The organism is Nostoc sp. (genome assembly GCF_036916575.1).
Classification (GTDB): domain Bacteria; phylum Cyanobacteriota; class Cyanobacteriia; order Cyanobacteriales; family Nostocaceae; genus Nostoc.
The window spans coordinates 96,926-115,962 of the sequence record NZ_JBALGC010000011.1; the positions used below are offsets into that span (position 1 = coordinate 96,926).

14 protein-coding genes and 2 pseudogenes are annotated in these 19,037 nt (G+C 42.9%); 8 read left to right on the plus strand and 8 right to left on the minus strand.

Translation table 11 applies throughout. The features are described 5' to 3' along the window. Window positions 1-38: 38 nt before the first annotated feature. The 4 genes from fabD to V7L29_RS04235 form a co-directional block, all read right to left on the minus strand. On the minus strand, window positions 39-920 hold the full coding sequence (gene fabD / locus V7L29_RS04220) for an ACP S-malonyltransferase (RefSeq protein ID WP_334734633.1): 882 nt from the start codon (window positions 918-920) through the stop codon (window positions 39-41). A gap of 248 nt (window positions 921-1,168) precedes the next feature. Continuing rightward, entirely contained in the window at window positions 1,169-2,161 is a 993-nt protein-coding gene (locus V7L29_RS04225) for a beta-ketoacyl-ACP synthase 3 (protein WP_334691694.1), read from the minus strand. A 119-nt stretch (window positions 2,162-2,280) separates the two neighbouring features. Further along, window positions 2,281-3,303: a phosphate acyltransferase PlsX gene (plsX, locus tag V7L29_RS04230; protein WP_334691695.1), complete on the minus strand. Its 1,023-nt coding sequence runs from the start codon at window positions 3,301-3,303 to the stop codon at window positions 2,281-2,283. Between the two features lie 316 nt (window positions 3,304-3,619). After that, on the minus strand, window positions 3,620-5,101 hold the full coding sequence (locus V7L29_RS04235; protein ID WP_334691696.1) for a leucyl aminopeptidase: 1,482 nt from the start codon (window positions 5,099-5,101) through the stop codon (window positions 3,620-3,622). A 306-nt stretch (window positions 5,102-5,407) separates the two neighbouring features. Between V7L29_RS04235 and V7L29_RS04240 the strand changes: the two genes are divergently transcribed. Then, window positions 5,408-5,890, plus strand: coding sequence for a cupin domain-containing protein (locus V7L29_RS04240; protein WP_334691697.1), 483 nt, complete (start codon window positions 5,408-5,410; stop codon window positions 5,888-5,890). A gap of 428 nt (window positions 5,891-6,318) precedes the next feature. Here V7L29_RS04240 and V7L29_RS04245 read toward each other — a convergent pair whose 3' ends face one another. After that, window positions 6,319-7,506, minus strand: coding sequence for an EcsC family protein (locus V7L29_RS04245; RefSeq protein WP_334694309.1), 1,188 nt, complete (start codon window positions 7,504-7,506; stop codon window positions 6,319-6,321). Window positions 7,507-7,905: 399 nt separating this feature from the next. Here V7L29_RS04245 and V7L29_RS04250 point away from each other — a divergent pair. Both V7L29_RS04250 and V7L29_RS04255 read left to right on the plus strand, forming a co-directional pair. Next, window positions 7,906-9,078 (plus strand): annotated as a pseudogene (locus tag V7L29_RS04250) (APC family permease); the annotation flags it as partial. A gap of 399 nt (window positions 9,079-9,477) precedes the next feature. Then, window positions 9,478-10,341, plus strand: a pseudogene (locus V7L29_RS04255) (sensor histidine kinase); the annotation flags it as partial. A 143-nt stretch (window positions 10,342-10,484) separates the two neighbouring features. On the opposite strand, the gene V7L29_RS04260 reads toward V7L29_RS04255, so the two are convergent. Together V7L29_RS04260 and V7L29_RS04265 are read right to left on the minus strand one after the other, a co-directional pair. Beyond that, window positions 10,485-11,303: an alpha/beta fold hydrolase gene (locus V7L29_RS04260; RefSeq protein WP_334734634.1), complete on the minus strand. Its 819-nt coding sequence runs from the start codon at window positions 11,301-11,303 to the stop codon at window positions 10,485-10,487. A 72-nt stretch (window positions 11,304-11,375) separates the two neighbouring features. After that, complete coding sequence (locus V7L29_RS04265) at window positions 11,376-12,101, minus strand: lysophospholipid acyltransferase family protein (protein WP_334694312.1); 726 nt, start codon at window positions 12,099-12,101, stop codon at window positions 11,376-11,378. A 380-nt stretch (window positions 12,102-12,481) separates the two neighbouring features. Between V7L29_RS04265 and metG the strand changes: the two genes are divergently transcribed. The 5 genes from metG (at window position 12,482) to menH (ending at window position 17,743) form a co-directional block, all read left to right on the plus strand. Beyond that, a complete protein-coding gene (gene metG, locus V7L29_RS04270) occupies window positions 12,482-14,086 on the plus strand; it encodes a methionine--tRNA ligase (RefSeq protein ID WP_334734635.1) in 1,605 nt (534 codons plus the stop codon). Window positions 14,087-14,253: 167 nt separating this feature from the next. Continuing rightward, on the plus strand, window positions 14,254-14,883 hold the full coding sequence (locus V7L29_RS04275; protein WP_334694340.1) for a LabA-like NYN domain-containing protein: 630 nt from the start codon (window positions 14,254-14,256) through the stop codon (window positions 14,881-14,883). Between the two features lie 20 nt (window positions 14,884-14,903). Continuing rightward, window positions 14,904-16,184, plus strand: coding sequence for an LPS export ABC transporter periplasmic protein LptC (lptC, locus tag V7L29_RS04280; protein WP_334734636.1), 1,281 nt, complete (start codon window positions 14,904-14,906; stop codon window positions 16,182-16,184). An 80-nt stretch (window positions 16,185-16,264) separates the two neighbouring features. Next, window positions 16,265-16,666: a metal-sensitive transcriptional regulator gene (locus V7L29_RS04285; protein ID WP_334694315.1), complete on the plus strand. Its 402-nt coding sequence runs from the start codon at window positions 16,265-16,267 to the stop codon at window positions 16,664-16,666. Window positions 16,667-16,924: 258 nt separating this feature from the next. After that, complete coding sequence (gene menH, locus V7L29_RS04290; RefSeq protein WP_334734637.1) at window positions 16,925-17,743, plus strand: 2-succinyl-6-hydroxy-2,4-cyclohexadiene-1-carboxylate synthase; 819 nt, start codon at window positions 16,925-16,927, stop codon at window positions 17,741-17,743. Between the two features lie 14 nt (window positions 17,744-17,757). Here menH and V7L29_RS04295 read toward each other — a convergent pair whose 3' ends face one another. After that, a complete protein-coding gene (locus V7L29_RS04295) occupies window positions 17,758-18,411 on the minus strand; it encodes a glycoside hydrolase family 24 protein (protein WP_334694317.1) in 654 nt (217 codons plus the stop codon). Window positions 18,412-19,037 lie beyond the last annotated feature (626 nt).

The window sequence follows — 19,037 nt, forward strand, 5'->3', positions numbered from 1 at the left end:
AGTGTTATTTGCGACTTTTCAAACATCTTCTCAAAAAATTAAATAGGTAAATCAGCAGCACTCTGAATGTTTTCTAATATTAAGTCAGGGCTACTACGTTTAATCAAGCCAGTTAGGACTTTACCAGGGCCAATTTCCACTACTCGCTGGATACCGTTGGCTGGTAATTGCAGAGAAATTTCCCGCCATCTTACAGAACCAGTCATTTGTTTGTTGAGGCGCTGCTTTAAAATCTCGGCATCAATAGACGGAATTGGTTCTACATTAGACAACACTGGCACAGTAGCCGACTGAAATTCCACAGATTCTAGAATGTCTTGGAATTGGGCAGCCGCTGGTGCTATTAAATGTGAGTGAAATGCTCCAGAAACTTTTAGAGGAATAGCACGCTTTGCTTTAACTTCAGACATCACTGCTTGTACAGCCTCAGTCGTACCTGAAATTACCACCTGAGCCGAACTATTGTCATTTGCTAGCACCACATCAGGCGTTTGGGCAATGACTTTTTCTAACTGTTCGCGGTCAAAGTTCATCAAAGCCGCCATCATACCACCGACGGCGCTATCCATGAGTTCTGCACGACGCTTTACTAGATATAAACCAGCCGACCACTCAAAAACACCCGCTATGTAAAGGGCAGTATATTCTCCTAAACTGTGTCCAGCAACTAAATCTGGCTGGTGTCCTCGTTCCCGGAGAAGGTCAGCAAGAATGCTTTCTACCACATAAAGAATTGGCTGAGTGTATAGCGTATGTGATAACTTTTCTTCTTCGTTTTGACAGATTTCGGTTACAGACCAGCCCAAAATTTCCTTGGCTTGGACAAATTTGTTTTTAGCGGCAGGTATATCTAATAAGTCTATTCCCATTCCCAGTGCTTGCGAACCTTGCCCGGGAAACACCCATGCAGTTTTAGTCATTGGTCAATTGTCATTGGTCAGTGGTCATTGGTCAATTGTCATTGGTCAATTGTCATTGGTCAATTGTCATTGGTCATTAACAAAGGACAAATGACTAATGACATAGACGCGCCAGCGGTGAAGCAGCGCGGTCTTGGGGGTTTCCCCCATGAGCGACTGCTGTTAGCGCAGCGTTAGCGTTCGCGCAGCGTCTCGTAGAGAGGAACGAGCGTCACCCGAAGGGCTTCCTGCAGGGTAGGACAAAATATTTACCTTCCCCATTGAAAAATTGCCGCACCCCAGGTAAGACCGGCACCAAAGCCGGATGTAGCAACGATGTCATTGGGTTTAATCTTATCTTGCCGCACTGCTTCATCCAAAGCTAAGGGAATGGAAGCAGCAGAGGTATTGCCGTATTGAGCGAGATTGCTGATAACTTTATGTTCTGGGACATTCAAGCGTTGGGCAACAGCATCGATAATCCGCTGATTGGCTTGATGTAACAGCAGCCAATCTATTTGGTCAACACTGAGGTTGGCTTGAAACAAGGCTTTATCGATGATTTCTGGGACTTTTTGAACAGCAAAGCGGTAGACTTCTTTGCCGTTCATAGTAATAGGTTGGTAAGTGCCTTTAGTGATATTTACATCGGGGAGCAGTTCTTGAGAAGCGCCTGCATAGGCAAGGTTGAGGTGATGGTTTTGAGTGCCATCACTTTTGAGTGCAAATCCCAATAAGCGATCGCTTTTGTCAGCCTGCAAAACTACTGCCCCGGCACCATCACCGAACAATACACAAGTACGCCGATCTTCCCAATCTACCCAGCGAGAGAGGATATCTGCCCCTATCAAAAGTACATTTTGGTAGACGCCTGTTCTAATATATTGAGCTGCCGTAACCAGACCAAACACAAAGCCGGAACAGGCAGCGGTCAAGTCAAAGGCTACTGCATTGGTGGCTCCCAATTGAGCCTGTATTTGACAAGCACTACCAAATAAATCATCAGGGGTGGAAGTCGCTAGCAAAATCAGGTCTAGGTCTTCTGGTTTGATTCCCGAAGCTGCGATCGCCTGACTGCTGGCGGCAGTAGCGAGTACACTCAAAGACTCAGATGGCAGCGCTAATCGCCGTTGACGAATTCCCGTTCTTGTGGTTATCCACTCGTCTGATGTTTCAACTAGTTCACTCAATTTCTGGTTGTGTAAGAAAGTTGCTGGTACTGCCGAGCCACTTCCGGTAATTGCTACACCTAAATTTTGCACACCTAATCTCCCGAGCTAACAGCTTTTTGTCCTCTCTTACAAAGTTCTGATCCAAGGAAGCCTTGGCTCAGACTTTGCACCTTGTCCTTTGTCCTTTGCAAATGACCAATGACTAATGACTAACCGCTCTTGCGCTCTAGGATATATTGGGACTGAATTCGTTGTAGCACCTGGTTGTCAACGGCTTCTTTGGCCATGCGAATTGCATTAAAAATTGAAGGTGCTTGTGAACTACCGTGACCGATAAAACAGACTCCTGCCACGCCTAGCAGCAAGGCACCACCATGTTCTGCGTGATCCATTCGCTGCTTAACCCGCTTCAGGTTTGGTTTTAAGAATGCTGAACCAATTTGACCGTGCAATCCTTGGGGTAATTCTTCCCGCAGAATTTGCAAAATCACTTCTCCAACGGCTTCAGCAAATTTTAACAATACATTGCCAACAAAGCCATCGCAGACAATCACATCAAAGCGACCAGAAAGCACATCACGCCCTTCGGCATTGCCAATAAAATTAATTTGGGAATTTTCACGGAGCAATTGGTGGGCGCGGACGGTTGCATCATTGCCCTTAGAGTCTTCTTCACCGATATTCAACAAACCCACCTTAGGTTCGGTTGTACCCAAGACATACTGACTGTAAGCTGAACCCATGACGCCAAACTGCTCTAAAAACTTCGGACGGCAATCTACATTCGCGCCGACATCAAGTACCAGCACTGGCTTCCCAGCTATAATCGTGGGAAAAACTGTGCCAATTGCTGGGCGGTCAATTCCCGGCAATCGTCCTAAGCGGAGTAAAGCTGATGCCATAGCTGCCCCAGAGTGACCGGCAGAAAATACGGCATCTGCCTGCTGCTGCTTGACTAAATCCATTGCCACATTGATAGAAGCCTTGCGTTTACGTCTAACTGCGTTTAAAGGCTCCTCATCCATAGCGATCGCTTCCTCAGCAGTTACGATCTCTACCTGCCCTAAATTCGTTTTTGGCGGCAAGGCAGCTTTTATTTGTTGGGGATCACCAACTAACAATACATCTACACCCAATTCTTCCCGTGCTCGCAGTGCGCCAGCAACAATTTCACCGGGTGCGTGATCCCCTCCCATTGCGTCAATTGCGATCCTTACACGAGTCGATCCCATTGCTCAGAGCTTTTAGAAACCTTACAAATTTTACCAGATGGCTTTGCCGAAAAAGCTTAACTTTCAACAGAGCCAAATTACTTCTGTTACTATTGCAACAATTTTTGCTGGCAAGCTCAAGATAGCACGAATTGTTTGGGGATTAGGGATTGCGGATTGGGCACTTGTACTGAGCAGCGTCGTAAGGCCTGCGGCATAGCTTCTCTACCAGACGCTCTTGCGTTCGCTTAAGGCGCAGCCCAAGGTAGAGAAGTATTGGGCATTGGTATTAGTTATTTCCCCCCCTGCCCTCTTGTCCCTCTGTCTCCCTTACTACCTACTCCCCAGTACCCAGTACCCAGTTAACTAGCGTCCGAACGCCGTAGCCAGTTGCCCCCGCGCCGTTGTAGCCATTTTCTTTATCTGTCCACACTGGACCGGCAATATCTAAGTGCGCCCAAGGGGTTTCTTTGACGAATTGTTTGAGGAAAAGGGCAGCAGTAATTGCACCACCCGGACGCGGCCCTGTATTTTTCATGTCCGCGATACCAGACTTTAGCCCTTCAAAATATTTTTCTTCCATTGGCATCCGCCAAATCTTTTCCCCAGAAGTTTGGGCAGCTTTCTCTAGCTGGGAAGCTACACCATCATCGGGAGTATACAAACCAGCAATATCGTCACCCAAAGCAATGACGTTGGCACCAGTCAGGGTGGCTAAATCGACGATCGCATCTAATCCCAATTTTTCGGCATACACCAAGGCATCTGCTAGGGTTAAACGTCCTTCAGCGTCGGTGTTGTTCACTTCGATTGTTTTGCCGTTTGATGCTGTGAGAATGTCTCCAGGGTGCATGGCGCGACCGCTAATCATGTTTTCAGCTACCGCCGAGATAAAGTGAACCTCAACATCTGGCTTTAGTTGAGCAATTGCTTTTGCCGCACCCAAGGTAGCAGCTGCACCGCCCATATCCATTTTCATGGTTTCGATGCCGCTACCAGCACCTTTAATATTGAGTCCGCCGGAATCGAAGGTTACACCTTTGCCAATAATTGCTAGTTTCTTTTGGGGTGTACCTTCTGGCTTGTAAGTCAGGTGAATGAATTTAGGTGGTAACTCGGAAGCTTGGGCTACTCCCAAAAAAGCACCCATACCCAACTTTTCACAGTCTTCTCGTTCCAGAATTTCCACTTGTAAACCGTACTCGTTAGCGATCGCTTGAGCAGTTTCTGCCAAAGTAAGCGGTGTTACCGCGTTAGCTGGTGCTGCTACTAACTGCCGTGCCAAATTTACCCCTGACACAATTTGATTGGCGCGGCTGATGGCTGTTTCTTGCCCACCGAATCCTAGTAAATCTACAGTTTCTATTTGTGATCCTTTCTCTTCTGGTTCTGATTTAAAGCGAATATCTTCGTAAAGCGCCAGTTCCACACCTTCTGCGATCGCTTGGGCGCTGGCTGCTGGATCGTTATTCCACAATGGAAAACTAAATCCCAGAATTTTGCTTTTTTGCTTTTTTCCTACCCTGGCTACAGCAGCAGCAGCGCGGCGTAAAGTGTCGAGGTTTAGTGCATCTGGTTTACCCAAACCTACCAGAATCAATTTACGCACTGGGCTAGCAGCATTCACACGGGTAAAGATGGTACTGTTGGCTTTAGCTTTAAATTCCTCTTCAGCAATTAGTTCTTTTAAGACCCCGGAAAACTTTTGATCTAAAGTTGCCAATTCTCCGGTTAACTCTACTGCATCTTCAAATAATCCAATTGCCAAACTATCACCTGCCCACTCTAGCAAAGGCTTATCACTAGGTTGAATTCTCATTTTGGGATTTTGTGTAAATATTCCTTCTTGTACCAGTATTGCTCAAAATTCTTGTTTCAGACCAAGGGGAGTAGGGATGGGGCATTGGCATTGGGGGAGCAGGGGTTATACCAATTTTCTATGAAGTTGCACTTAATAACGAGGTGATGATATAATCCCATCCACAAATAGAAGCGTAGTTTACCGCCGTAGGCATCACTTCTGCTGAGATGGAACCCTTGAACCTGTTTTAACTGCCGCCTTAATTCATCTTTAGGCCTCTTGCTTGTTTACCATCAAATTTTCTTAGCACCTTGGTATCAAGAAATGGAAAAGTATTTAGTCACTAAAGAAGAGATTGAGTCTTATGAAGGACTAGAAAAAACACATTTTCTCAACTCCAATGCTCGCAGACTGAATAAGTCTTTAGGAGATTTGACAGGTTTAAAAAATATCGGTTTTCACATCATTGAAGTACAGCCTGGACGTGAATCAACGGAGCTTCATATGCACTATCACGAAGAAGAGTGCGTATACGTTCTTGAGGGAGAAGCTGAGGCAACAATTGGAGAAAGCGTTTATCCAGTTAAAGCAGGAGATTTTATTGGATATCGCGCTGGTGGTAAGCCGCACAAGCTGAAAAACACGGGCAATTCTATATTCAAATGTATAGTAGTTGGTCAAAGGCTAGACCATGATATCGGTGACTATCCAAATTTGCAAAAGCGTGTATATAGGAGCAAAGGCTTAAAGTGGAATCTAGTCGATATGGAAAATATAACTGAACCAGTAGCAGGTAAGAAAGCATAACAGGTAGAATGCATTTCCTTAATCGAAACTTCGATTACCCGCGCCTCACCATCTCACAAAGTTGAGTAATGTAAAAATTGTTCTGCTGAATTAAGCAGATATTTAGCTAATTAGTATAAATATCACTCATTAACGAGGCTTTGATACTCATTAATCCACCTCAAAACTTCATTAATGAGTCTTTGATACTCATTAATCCACCTCAGAACTCCATTAATGAGTCTTTGATACTCATTAATCCACCTCAGAACTCCATTAATGAGTCTTTGATACTCGTTAATCCACCTCAGAACTCCATTAATGAGTCTTTGATACTCGTTAATCCACCTCAGAACTCCATTAATGAGTCTTTGATACTCATTAATCCACCTCAGAACTCCATTAATGAGTCTTTGATACTCGTTAATCAAGCTAGGAACTCCACTCTTTTACCTCCTCTGCCCCATGCCCAATGCCCCAATTGCATTTGTATCAATGTCAAATTTCTTAGCGATCGCTGTGATTATATGTTGCTCAACTGGTGTAATCTGATTGTCAAGCTGGGCAATTTTGTAACACTGAGCCAGCAAGGGGATGGCAAAATCACGATTTAGCTGATTGAGCAGTATATCAAAAGACTTAAGTGATTTGATATTTTGGGCAATGGTATCCAACGAGTTATGACTGAGGTTTACAGCTTGTAATTCTGGCAAAATTTCTTTCAAAGTCTTGTCTGGATGGCTAGCTAAGATCATGTGAACTAAGATTTGATCCATGACGGCTTCTTGAGTGATCGCACTTTGGAGATACTTTTCACTTTCGGCTTTTAACGTTGCCAATGTCTGTGGCGATGCCAAAGAAGTTGATTCATCCAGCTTGGCTTCGTAAAATCGACAAGCAGCATACCCCAATGAATAGATCATCGTCGCATTTGAACTAGCTGCGATCGCTGCACCCGCCAAAGGCACATTTCGCAGCAAGCCTAATCCCGCAGCTTTCAACAGACGACTTCCACCCAAAGCCAAACCAAAAATTGCCAAAACTTCACCTTTACGAGCAGGATCTTTTAAATCTAGCCCGTAGACAGATGCAATCTGATAAAGCATTTCTGACTGCAATTTGGTTGTGGCTGTTAAATCAATTGCCAACAACGCCACTGCTACTCCTGGCAAAATACTCGTGGCTAGTCCAACTGTGCCTGCTTGAGTTGCTTTTTCTATCATGATTCGGTGAGCAATCTGGCTAGGTGATTCATTTGGATACTGTTTCTTAAGCTTGTTTACCGCCACTTCTGCTTTTTCCAAATCGACAAGATCAGTATCACTAATTAGCCAATTTAGATTTAACACTCCAGATAGTTTTCTAATCAGCCAATTTTCGCTAAGGCTATTCACAACCTGACCGCTGGTTTGAGTTGTTTGCTCAATTAACTTGTGTGTTTGTTTCGCCGTTGCTTCTCCCACCCCTACTGCTGTATCTAAAACTGCTTTGCCAGTCTGAGCAACAGTTTCAACAAAAGACTCTAATACAGACGGTTTATTTTCTACTGATGATTGAGCCTGGATTTTTACTTGTGAAGTTTCTCTGGGTGAATTAACTAATTTATTCACCTCTATTTCTTGGGGTTTGTCTGCCATTACTTGACACCATCCTGTAAAGCCTCTCTCTTTAAACTTATAGCGAAGTATGAGCGGCTTGACATCTCCCAACAAGTACAAGTTGCTAGAGCCAATAGGAATTATTCTGAGACTTCACTATAAATGTGCCAAGGGTGACCAAAAAATAATTTCGATGCAAGCCTCTAAATTGATTTATAGAGAATGAAAAATATGTATTTCGAGACGCATAGCGTCAGAAATACTACGTCCATACTTCAAGCCCCATTGTTAAAAATGAGCGAACTGACAGAATCTGGCGCAAGTTCAATAATTATTGCGATTGCAGATGAAGCTATCAATGAATTTTAGGGAAGACTGAGGTTACATCCTTATTTTCCCTATTTTTCTGTACTAATTATGAATGAGCAACCGAATTCAATGCCTCCCCTGCGCCGAAGTCTCACTTCACAAGAAACTTGGGGGTTTGGTTTTAGCGGTTTGCTTTTGTGGTTAGGGACGGCTCCTGCTATACATGCTGCACTAGGCCCGCAGGCGCTCTGGGTGTGGTTGCCTGGAACCATCATTGGCATACTGCTCAACCTGCAAGTTAAGCGGTTAGGGACATATTTCCCAGAGGTCGCTGGAGGCACCCCAAACTATATGACTCGCTTGCTCCAGCGATTGCCAAACTTGGCTCGCTATGGGGCGATTGGCTACCTGCTCGGCTGGGTCTCTGTTCCGTCCATAGATGCGATTATTCTGACCGATTTAATCAAGGCGAATCTGACTCCACTGGGTATTACCTGTCCAGAGACTCTACTCAGAATCGGGTTTACACTTCTGCCCTTTATCGTTGCCTTTAGTGGAACTCGCACGCTAGGCATTTTGCACTCTTTCTTTGTATTTCCGGCGATCGGATTTCTTCTCACCTTTTGTCTCCAAGGCATTGGTTGGTTGAGTTTTGCCCCTACTAGCCCTAGGGTGCTGCCCGATCTGGGAGCAGGCATTTCCCTGATCGATTGGATGAAATGGTTCTTTATCGCTGTCTATGCGGTTTATGGTTGCGAGACGACATCTTCATTTGTGGCAGATAGCCTCCAACCCAGCGTTACTCTACGGTGTTTGCAGGTGACTGCTGGATTGATTCCGATTGTCTATCTCGGTGGATCATGGGTTTTAATGCGGTTAGCCACAGCCCCCGGATTAGGTGATAGCGCTTATCTCAATCTAGTGGCAGCAGCCCAACCCTTCTGGGGCGGATTCGCCCCCGCTCTTGTTACCTTTCTAATTACCTCAGGGTGTCTCCTTAGCTCTGCGACCGCTGTTTCTAACTGTCCCCGAATTTTGTATCAGTTAGCCAAAGATGGCTACTTACCGCCCGTATTTGCCGTGTTGTCTCGCCGGGGAGTGTTTGAACCCAGTTTAATTTGTACCCTCGGGCTGAGTCTAATTTGCTTGGGGTGGGGCGATGTAGAACGGGTTGTGATGGTGACGGGCACCGGCTATCTGACTTCGATGATGGCAATTCACTTAGGTGAGTGGGTCAGTCGGCGGCGACCAGCAGCCCGATGGCCCTGGTGGTCGCTGAGTTTCTTTGGCATTGAAGCGATTGTTTTGGTAGTGGGCGGATTGGCATGGGGCTGGCAGGACTTAGCCATTGGATTGCTCCTGCCTGGGCTGGTGAGCATAGCAGGCACTCAATTACCGCGCTTGAATGTCTCCCTGTTCCATCCCGATGGGTGGATGCAACGGTATCACCAGCAACCCCATACCAGCAAAACAGATTGGTTGGCATTTCAAGTGATGATCTTAATTGGCTTAGTGTGCAGTGCGGTGAGTATTGGCTGGTGGGTGAGGGCGGGTTTAGATCAGGTGGGTGTGGGGCAAGATGTCGCGTTGTTTAGCATTTTGTTAGTGACGGTTGCCTTCGTGGGAGTGGCGATCGCCTGTTGGACTAGTTTGCCCCAAATTGCCGCCATTACTGAAGCCCGAGAACAGGTCGAACGCACACTGCTGGATTTGCAACAAGCCCAAACGCAACTCGTGCAGGCAGAAAAAATGTCAGCATTGGGTAATTTAGTTGCTGGGGTTGCTCACGAGATGAATAATCCTTTGGGCTTTATTTCTGCTACTCTCCAACAAGCTAAACCCACGATTGCTGATATTATTGAACACTTAAAACTCTATCAAGAAAGTTTAATCAAACCGGGTGATGACATTAAAGACCATGCCGAAGAAATTGACTTGGATTATAGTTTAGAAGACTTGCCCAAAATGATTGATGGAATGGTGATGGCCTGCGAACGCCTGAAAAATGTCAGCACCAGTCTCCGCACTTTCTCGCGTGCAGATAAAGATTATAAAGTACCTTTTAATATCCATAAAGGCATTGATAGCACAATTTTAATTCTCAAACATCGTCTGAAAGCAAATGAACAACGTCCAGCCATTGAAGTGATAGCTGAGTATGGAAACTTACCTGAATTAGAGTGTTTCTCTGGGCAATTAAATCAGGTATTTATGAATATTCTAGCGAATGCTATTGACGCATTAGAAGAAGCAAATTCTGGGCGGAGTTTTATAGAAATTAAGGATAATCCCAACCAGATTATAATTACAACCTCAGTGGCAGATAACAACGTAAAAATATCAATTGCTGATAATGGTAACGGAATAAGTGAAGGAGTTAAAGAAAAAATATTTGACCATTTCTTTACTACAAAAGGAGTCAGTAAAGGTACGGGTTTAGGACTGGCGATCGCTCAGTCTATTGTGGTAGAAAAACATAACGGTTCACTGGTTGTGAATTCTACACTTGGTAAGGGAACTGAATTTATCATTACCTTACCAATTCTGACTCAGACTCAAAATTAACTGTTCAGAACCCTTGGTAGGGTCTAAATTGGCAAGCCATACTTCACCTCGCTGAACCCTCATTTCAAATCTTCTTGTCTAAGAAGTTCTGCATATTCATCTAATCCTGCTTCAGCTAGTTGAATTTATGTGTAGCACACTTTTTACCTTTTAACTCCACCTATATCAGCTTTACTTTCTAAAAAGTCGTTAGCCTTGAGAATGTCATAGAGATTAATATCTTGCTCTAACAAACAAGCGTGTCCACAATTAGGCAACACCACAATCTTGGTATTTGGTAAAATATTCGCTATCCGCTTCACCTCTGTTACAGAAGGCAAAAGGCGATCGCTAGCACCGGCAATTAGCAAAACTGGTTGAGTTAACCGACGTAACTGTTCCTCATCAATATTAAACTCTCGCAGTAAAGACAACCGCCAATGAACGGTTTCTGACGGGACAGAACGCATAGTTTTCAACAGTTCATGGCGATCACTTTGAGAAATGCGTGGCAAAGATGCTAGAAACGGCAACAACCCTAGTGCGCCAACATCATACAACCCTGATGGCACTAAGTAAGTAAGTTGGGATGCCCAATTTAACCAAGGGCGAAGATGAAAAGACGAAGCTGGGTTAATTAAGATAATTCGCTTAAATAACTCCGGTGCTTGGATCGCTACCTTCATTGCCAAGCAACCACCAAAGGACTCACCACACAAATAAACTGGCCTCTGGGAGCTTTTTTGTAATTCGGCGTGAATCAAGTCCAATACACTCTTAGCTAGCACATCCCAAGTGTTCAGATCTTTGCGTGGAAGCGCTAAACAACGGACATCAAAGCCAGTTTCTAATCCAGCGGTTTGCGATCGCAATAGTTGACCTGTTCCATCCATTCCTGGCAAATATACCAACAGGGGATACTCTGGTTGTACTCGTTTAGGAGTCAGGAAACAAGGGTTTAGCTCAACTTCTGTTATAGTCATTGGTCACTAGTCAATGGTATAAATATTTTGAAATGCTGATTGTTACTTATAAAAGCTTCGGTGTTTTTGATTCTAATAGCAACCTTGACGCAGTAAGTTGCTAATTTCGCCGTGACAGTGTTCCGTCAGTTCAGCCACAACAGTTCTCGCCTGTTTACCGTGATATTTTTTCTGCTGTTGGAGTGTAATCCAATAAGGACGACCGATTAACACAGCAACCCGCCGATAAATTACTAGAGGATGCCAACCACCTTGGTTAAATAAAGGTTCTGAAGGGTCAAACACACTCAAAAGCCTTAAGGGGAAGCCATTCGTGTTTACCTCTTCTAAAGAGGCGATCGCAATCGGCAAAATAGCTAGATCCTGTACATCCGCTCGCAATGCCAAATGGGCAAATCCCCGCTGAAATTCACCCACTTGGTTTGGCTGGGTAAATTTCACCATAGGTTCAGTCCCTTCTGGAAATACTCCCACCATTTGCCTGGACTGCAACAGCATCTGCGACTGCGAAAAAAAGCTTTGCTGGCGGTTTTGAGTTTCCTCCAAAGGAAAACACCCCAATTGTCCGGTAACAATCTCCCGCATTACTGGCACTTGTCCCATATAGTGATGGCAAGCAAAGCGAATCGGACTCGATAACGCCGCCATTAAAATCAGTGCATCCATAAAGCTGCGGTGATTGCTGACTACCAATACGCTGGCATCCTGGGGAATGCGGTCTTCGTAATAGCGAAACATTTGCGTTGAAAGTGCCGCCATCAAAGCGCTAGAAATCTCCAGGGGCCTATTTAGACTCATACCTTATCAATATATTTTTCCGGTAAATATGGCAGTTTATCTAAAATTAATTTTTACATTTCTTTACTATTGCCATCACCGTCTTAAGATAGAAATGTCTAATCCACAAAACCAGCTAGATTTTCTGCGTTCTCGGTTCTGTATTCCTGATCACAAGAATCTTTAATAGTAACTATTAAAAAAAACTATGATTAGTTAATTTCCATCTTTTATACAAAAATGATCTGAATTGATGCATATTACAAAACAATTCTTGACCTGAGAAATTTGCTAATATTAAGGTAATCTTGGAAAAAATAGGAATAATATTGTATAATGTCGTGGTTTTGCCGACAAAAGCTAAGATGTGAAACGTTTTAATAAGTTGATTTTTATTCTACATGAATTTAGTGAATAAAACAGAAAAGACATTTGCACTGACAACACCGCTATATTATGTAAACGATGTCCCCCATATAGGCAGTGCTTATACAACAATCGCAGCAGATGTAATAGCGCGATTTCAAAGGCTGCTGGGGCATCAGGTATTACTGATTACAGGTACAGATGAACATGGGCAAAAAATTCAGCGATCGGCAGAAAGTTTAGGGAAAGCACCACAAGATTTTTGTGATGAAATTGTCCCTAGCTTCGTGAGTTTATGGCAGTTACTAGACATTCAATATGATCGCTTTAGTCGGACTACTGCTGCTCGTCATGAAGCGATCGTTAAAGAATTCTTTGAGCGAGTCTGGGAATCTGGTGATATCTACCAGGGACAACAACAAGGCTGGTACTGCGTATCCTGCGAAGAATTCAAAGAACAACGGGATCTGCTAGAAGGACACCGTTGCCCGATTCATACTAATAAAGAAGTTGAGTGGCGAGACGAGCAAAACTATTTTTTTTGCTTATCCAAATATCAAACTAAGCTGACAGAATTTTATCAATCTAGACCGGATTTTATTCAACCAGAAAGTCGGCGTAATGAAGTCCTCAGCTTTGTAAATCAAGGGTTGCAAGACTTTTCAATTTCGCGGGTGAATCTCGATTGGGGTTTTCCAGTACCAGTTGATCCAAAGCACACCCTTTATGTTTGGTTTGATGCGCTGCTAGGTTATGTAACGGCATTGCTAGAACCAGATGCAGAACCGACTTTAGCAAATGCTTTAGAAAGATGGTGGCCGATTAACTTGCACCTAATTGGTAAGGATATTCTGCGCTTCCATGCTGTTTATTGGCCAGCAATGCTGTTGTCGGCTGGCTTACCCTTGCCAGAGCAAGTATTTGGGCATGGCTTTTTGACTAAAGACGGGCAGAAGATGGGCAAAAGTCTGGGTAACACCCTTGATCCTGTGGCGTTAGTTCAGCGCTATGGTAGTGATGCCGTTCGTTATTACTTCCTTAAGGAAATCGAATTTGGCAAGGATGGAGATTTTAATGAAGTTAGGTTCATTAATGTTCTGAATGCAGATTTGGCGAATGATTTAGGTAATTTGCTCAATCGCACCTTGAGCATGGTGAAGAAATACTGCGCTGACAATAATGTTCCATCAATCGGCAATGAGGGAATTCCTGACGAAAATCCTTTGAAAAAAATTGGTTTACGTCTAGGGGAACATGTAAAACATGCATATAAAGAGCTAGCTTTCAGTCAAGCCTGCGAGGCCATCCTTTCACTGGCGCAAGCCAGTAATAAGTTTATTGATGAACAAGCTCCTTGGTCATTATATAAACAGGGACAGCAGGAGTCCGTGGAAAAAGTTCTCTACGCAGTTCTAGAATCAGTTAGACTAGCAGCTTATCTCCTATCCCCAATTATTCCGAACATCAGTAGCGATATTTATCAGCAGCTGGGCTTTGGAACAAACTTTAACGATCAAATACAAAGTTCAGTTACTGCTCCTTTTGCCATCCATGCGACATGGGGGATACTATCTAGTAAGCAACAGTTGGGTACACCCCAACCGATTTTTAAGCGAATAGAACCCCCGAAAAACGATTAGTCCTTATCAAACTCTGATTTTGTTCAATTTCTAATTCTCTTGTAAAAATTTATCGGGGCTTAACTTATATTAGCCCCAGAACATTATCATAAGCCGCTGTGACTAGCATGTAAAAGTTGGTAATTTGTATCAAAAATAACAAGGATAAAAATTGAGGTATGACAACAATGTTGAATAATTTGGAAAACGATTCAATATTTACGCCAGAACAAGTTTTAGAGAATCGGGGCAGAGTCGCCATATTTATTGATGGCTCAAATCTATTTTACGCTGCACTCCAACTAGGGATTGAAATCGATTACACGAAGCTGTTGTGTCGATTAACAGGAGGTTCTAGACTACTGCGGGCTTTTTTCTACACAGGTGTAGATCGGACAAATGAGAAGCAACAGGGGTTTCTGCTGTGGATGCGTCGCAATGGTTATCGAGTTATTGCGAAGGATTTGGTACAGCTACCAGATGGCTCTAAAAAAGCTAACCTGGATGTAGAAATAGCAGTAGACATGATGGCACTTGTAGATTCTTATGATACCGCAGTTTTAGTCAGCGGTGATGGGGATTTGGCATATGCGGTAAATTCAGTCAGCTATCGCGGCGTGCGGGTAGAAGTGGTCAGTTTGCGTTCGATGACCAGCGACAGCTTAATTAATGTAAGCGATCGCTACATTGACTTAGAAGCGATCAAAGAGGATATTCAAAAAACCCCTCGCCAAAGCTATCCATATCGGCCGTTATCTGGTATTGGTTTTTTGGAAGACCCAAGAACTAGTGAAGGACATATAGAAATCCAAGAATAATGGCGCATCAATTTCATAGAATGAGGAGAGAGGGGGTAAGAAAAATTCAAAATGACGCTCTCTACAAGACGCTGCGCGTAGCTTGCTTCTTTGCAGGAGTACGCGGACTCGCTAACGCTGCGCTAACAAAATTCAAAATTCAAAATTTCTCCTCTACTCCTTCCTTCCTGATTTTTCCTTTGACCTTTTTGTTGGTATTTGGTTTAGTTGCCTGTGGGGGTAAATCCCCCCTAGCTTCTCAACAAAATACTGCGGGTTCATCTGACCAAAATAGCAATTTAACTTTCTTTGATGTCACCCTAGAACAAGCAGATGAAGTGGGACGACCGATTTGGAAAGTCAGGGCTAAAACCGCAAAATACACCAAAGAAAAACAAATTGGTCAGGCTGAAAGTCCTTATGGTGAACTATACCAAGATGGTAAAGTGGTTTACCAAATCAAGGCAGATGTCGCAGATATTGAACAAGATGGGAAGCAGTTGTTTCTTAAAGGTAAGATATTTGCCACAGACCCTAGTAATGGGGTTGTGTTGCAAGGTAATGAATTAGAATGGCGTCCCAAAGAAGATTTGTTGATTATCCGTAACCAAATTAACGGTAGTCATAAACAACTACAAGCAGTGGCGCAGGAAGCACGAGTTAAAACCCGCGAACAGCGCATGGAATTTTCTGGAGGGGTAGTAGCAAATTCCACTGATCCCCAGTTAAAAGTTAGAACCGAGCATTTAATCTGGAATATTAAAGAGGAAAAACTGATTGGCGATCGCCCCATACAAATTGACCGCTACAAAAATAATAAAATTAGCGATCGCGGCAAGGGAAATTCAGCCGAAGTCAACTTAAAAACGAAAATTGCCACTATTCAACAGAATGCTCAATTAGAATTACTAGACCCACCAGTGCAAATAGCTAGTAACTCTATGATCTGGAATATGAACGCAGAAACTGTGACTACAAATTCCCCCGTGCGTATGTTCCAGCGTGTTGAAAATCTTACCGTGACTGCCAATCAAGGTGAAATGAAAATACCGCAAAAAACGGTTTATTTAACAGGTAACGTTAACGCTATTGGTCAGCGTCGCCAGTTTTTGAAATCTAATACATTAACTTGGTATTTAGACAATAAGTTAGTTGAAGCTCAGGGAAATATAGTTTATCGGCAAGTTGACCCACCGTTAAATTTTACGGGTGAAACAGCCGTTGGTAATCTGCAAACAGAAAATATTGTTGTCAAAGGTGGCAGTTCTAGCGGTAGGGTAGTAACAGAGATTATTCCCCAAGAAAAAGTCAATCGTCAGTAGAGTAGGGACTTTCACCCAGAAATTTTGGGTTGGTCGAGTACTAGGCTAGGATCTTAGTACTACAAGTCCTTTGATAACCCATGAATGGATCAAACCGATTAGGCAAGGAATCCATGCCAATATCCCAACAAGCAGAACATTCCCACCATCATGAAACAGACCACGAGCATACAGATCATACTCATGGGACTGGAGAGTCGGCTCATCCTCACGTCCATAGTGAAGAGTCTTTACGGCGAATTGTGAATCGATTATCGCGTATAGAAGGACATGTTCGTGGTATTAAGGCAATGGTGCAGCAAAGTAGCCCTTGTCCTGATGTTCTACTGCAAATTGCCGCAGTGCGGGGCGCATTGGATCGGGTAGCGCGAATTGTTTTGGATGAACATTTAACTGAGTGTATTGCTAGAGCCGCACAAGAGGGTAATATTGATGTTGAAATTAAACAGTTAAAAGCTGCTTTGGATCGATTTTTGCCTTAAGAATTAGAAAAATAAAAAATAAACTAGCACAACAAGACATTTTCAAGAGATAGGAGATTTGGTGTATTGACTCAGACAGAGGGTTCTTTATGCGAAAATTAACACAAGTGTTTCACAGTCATAGCTGATGGTTTGCGCGGCTCAAAAGCAATGCCTACGGCGGTAAGCTACGTATTTTCGTCAAAACCCTGGAGGATGAATCTCTCAACCAACCAGACTTTAATATGATATACAGCCGCGATAGTGATTAGCTAGACTATGAACCTAGAAAAATATCATTTTCACTACTTTTTAATTGGCAAATTCAACAAACCACTAATTCTTTTTCTACATGGTTTCATGGGTAACATCAATGAATTTGATGAAGCCATAAAATTACTATCTGACGATTTTGATTATTTAACACTTGACCTCCCCGGACACGGCAAAACTCAAGTTTTGGGTGAGGACGAGTACTATACAATCGCAAACACTGCTCATGCTTTAATTAACTTATTAGATGAGTTAAAAATTCCCAAATGCTTTTTAGTTGGTTACTCAATGGGTGGGAGATTGGCTTTATACCTCACCCTATATTTTCCAGAACGTTTTCATAAAGTTGTGCTAGAGTCAGCTTCCCCTGGTTTACCAACACAAGCAGAACGATTAGAACGAATTAAACTTGATAGGCAAATAGGCAAGAAGTTAACAAGAAGCCTTGAAAAAAGCGATTTTGCCCTTTTTCTATCAAATTGGTATAATCAGACTATTTTTGGTCATATAAAAAATCATCTAGAATATAACCGAATGCTAGAAAGTCGGTTACAGAATAATCCCAAGGAATTAGATAAATCACTTCGCTTCATGGGTACTGGATTCCAACCTTCTTTATGGGAAAAGCTACAAGATAATAAAATATCTATGCTTTTGCTAGTCGGTGAATATGATGATAAATTTATAGCGATTAATACAGAAATGGCTAAACTATGTGAATTTGCTAAGTTAAAAATAATTAGTAATGCTGGACATAATATTCACTTTGAAAATACCTTGGCATTTGTGGAAAATATCAAAAATTTTTTGGATGCAGCAAGTTAAAAATTAGAATAACCTTACTGCTTTTTTTTTGCTGCCTTGTTGGAAGGAGTTGGGGATGGTGTCAGATTCGGGGCTGTTGGTTGATTAGCTGCGGTTAATTCCTCTTGCAACATTTTCTGATAAACCTTAGGTAAAGAGTTACTAACAGAATTAGTTTCTATCCCATATCCTAGACTTGTCCAGATGGGAGAGAGTCGCCGCAAAACATCATTTAACTTTCCCTGACGCAACAATTGAGAAATATCAGTTCCCCAAACTTTAGAATCACTCAACCAACGGTAAACTACTATATCTTGATATTCTGCTTCAAAACTATAATTAGTCCAAAACATCATCCGCATCGGCTTTGGGTGATAACGAGGAGCTAAACGATACCAAGTAATGTTGATAATTTGATATCTGCCAGCAGCCGTAGAACAATTACCTGTGTTGGGGCCTGTGATAATTGTGACGCATATATCAGGATGTCGGCTAAGGTCGTTGACTTGCTGTCCACCATACAATAGCGAATAGGGACGATTACCACTGGCTTCACTCGCGGAGATGGTTCGCATTAAAGCGCGGATATAGGGGTCGCCCTGTTTCATCACCAAAGGCGGCTGTTTATCTTCAAAGATGGGATCGGAAGGCGATCGCAAATCTCCAATATACCATTGCAACAAATACACAAAGCCGAGAAGCGCGGCTATTGGCCCAATAAGTTTTTCAACACCTTTGAATTCAAAGCCTTTCAGAGTCCGACTCCTTCAAATTCGCTCTTTTTGCTAATAAAAATCATCGACGAACTCATTCTGACAAAGTTTGCACCTGATTGTTAATTATTAATTTCGATTTGCTGATTTTTTTAGGAATTAGGAAAAAAGGGCATAAATCAAGCGAGATACTTTCAACAATGCCAACTTAGTATAAGCTCAATCGCTTCTTGTCGCATCCTGCTGACGGCAATAAATCGCTACTTCGCTCAAATAGTGCGATTTTCGAGTCGCACTTCTAAAACTGTGACCTATATAGCAATCTAGGTGAATCATGAGAAAACCTATATTCATGTACTGGTAGCAAGTAAAAATTTTAACAATGAATTTATGAATAAAACCAACGTTTTTTTAGGAGTTCTGCACAGATGAATACGTGTATTCCAGTTAAAAATAAAACTAAGTCTTTAATTGTGTGTTTTATCACACACAAATAATTCCGGATTGCTATATATGGTTTACCACGTTGCCGCCCATTGTTCCGAATGTGAGTTGATGCACACCTTGGACATTTGATTCGGAGTTAAACAATCCGTAATTCG

Bases quoted from the DNA above. Each gene is read 5' to 3' on its own strand.
- fabD (WP_334734633.1), bottom strand. From the start codon at position 920: ATGACTAAAACTGCATGGGTGTTTCCCGGGCAAGGTTCGCAAGCACTG.
- plsX (WP_334691695.1), bottom strand. From the start codon at position 3,303: ATGGGATCGACTCGTGTAAGGATCGCAATTGACGCAATGGGAGGGGAT.
- V7L29_RS04235 (WP_334691696.1), bottom strand. From the start codon at position 5,101: ATGAGAATTCAACCTAGTGATAAGCCTTTGCTAGAGTGGGCAGGTGAT.
- V7L29_RS04240 (WP_334691697.1), top strand. From the start codon at position 5,408: ATGGAAAAGTATTTAGTCACTAAAGAAGAGATTGAGTCTTATGAAGGA.
- V7L29_RS04245 (WP_334694309.1), bottom strand. From the start codon at position 7,506: ATGGCAGACAAACCCCAAGAAATAGAGGTGAATAAATTAGTTAATTCA.
- V7L29_RS04260 (WP_334734634.1), bottom strand. From the start codon at position 11,303: ATGACTATAACAGAAGTTGAGCTAAACCCTTGTTTCCTGACTCCTAAA.
- V7L29_RS04265 (WP_334694312.1), bottom strand. From the start codon at position 12,101: ATGAGTCTAAATAGGCCCCTGGAGATTTCTAGCGCTTTGATGGCGGCA.
- metG (WP_334734635.1), top strand. From the start codon at position 12,482: ATGAATTTAGTGAATAAAACAGAAAAGACATTTGCACTGACAACACCG.
- V7L29_RS04275 (WP_334694340.1), top strand. From the start codon at position 14,254: ATGTTGAATAATTTGGAAAACGATTCAATATTTACGCCAGAACAAGTT.
- lptC (WP_334734636.1), top strand. From the start codon at position 14,904: ATGAGGAGAGAGGGGGTAAGAAAAATTCAAAATGACGCTCTCTACAAG.
- V7L29_RS04285 (WP_334694315.1), top strand. From the start codon at position 16,265: ATGAATGGATCAAACCGATTAGGCAAGGAATCCATGCCAATATCCCAA.
- menH (WP_334734637.1), top strand. From the start codon at position 16,925: ATGAACCTAGAAAAATATCATTTTCACTACTTTTTAATTGGCAAATTC.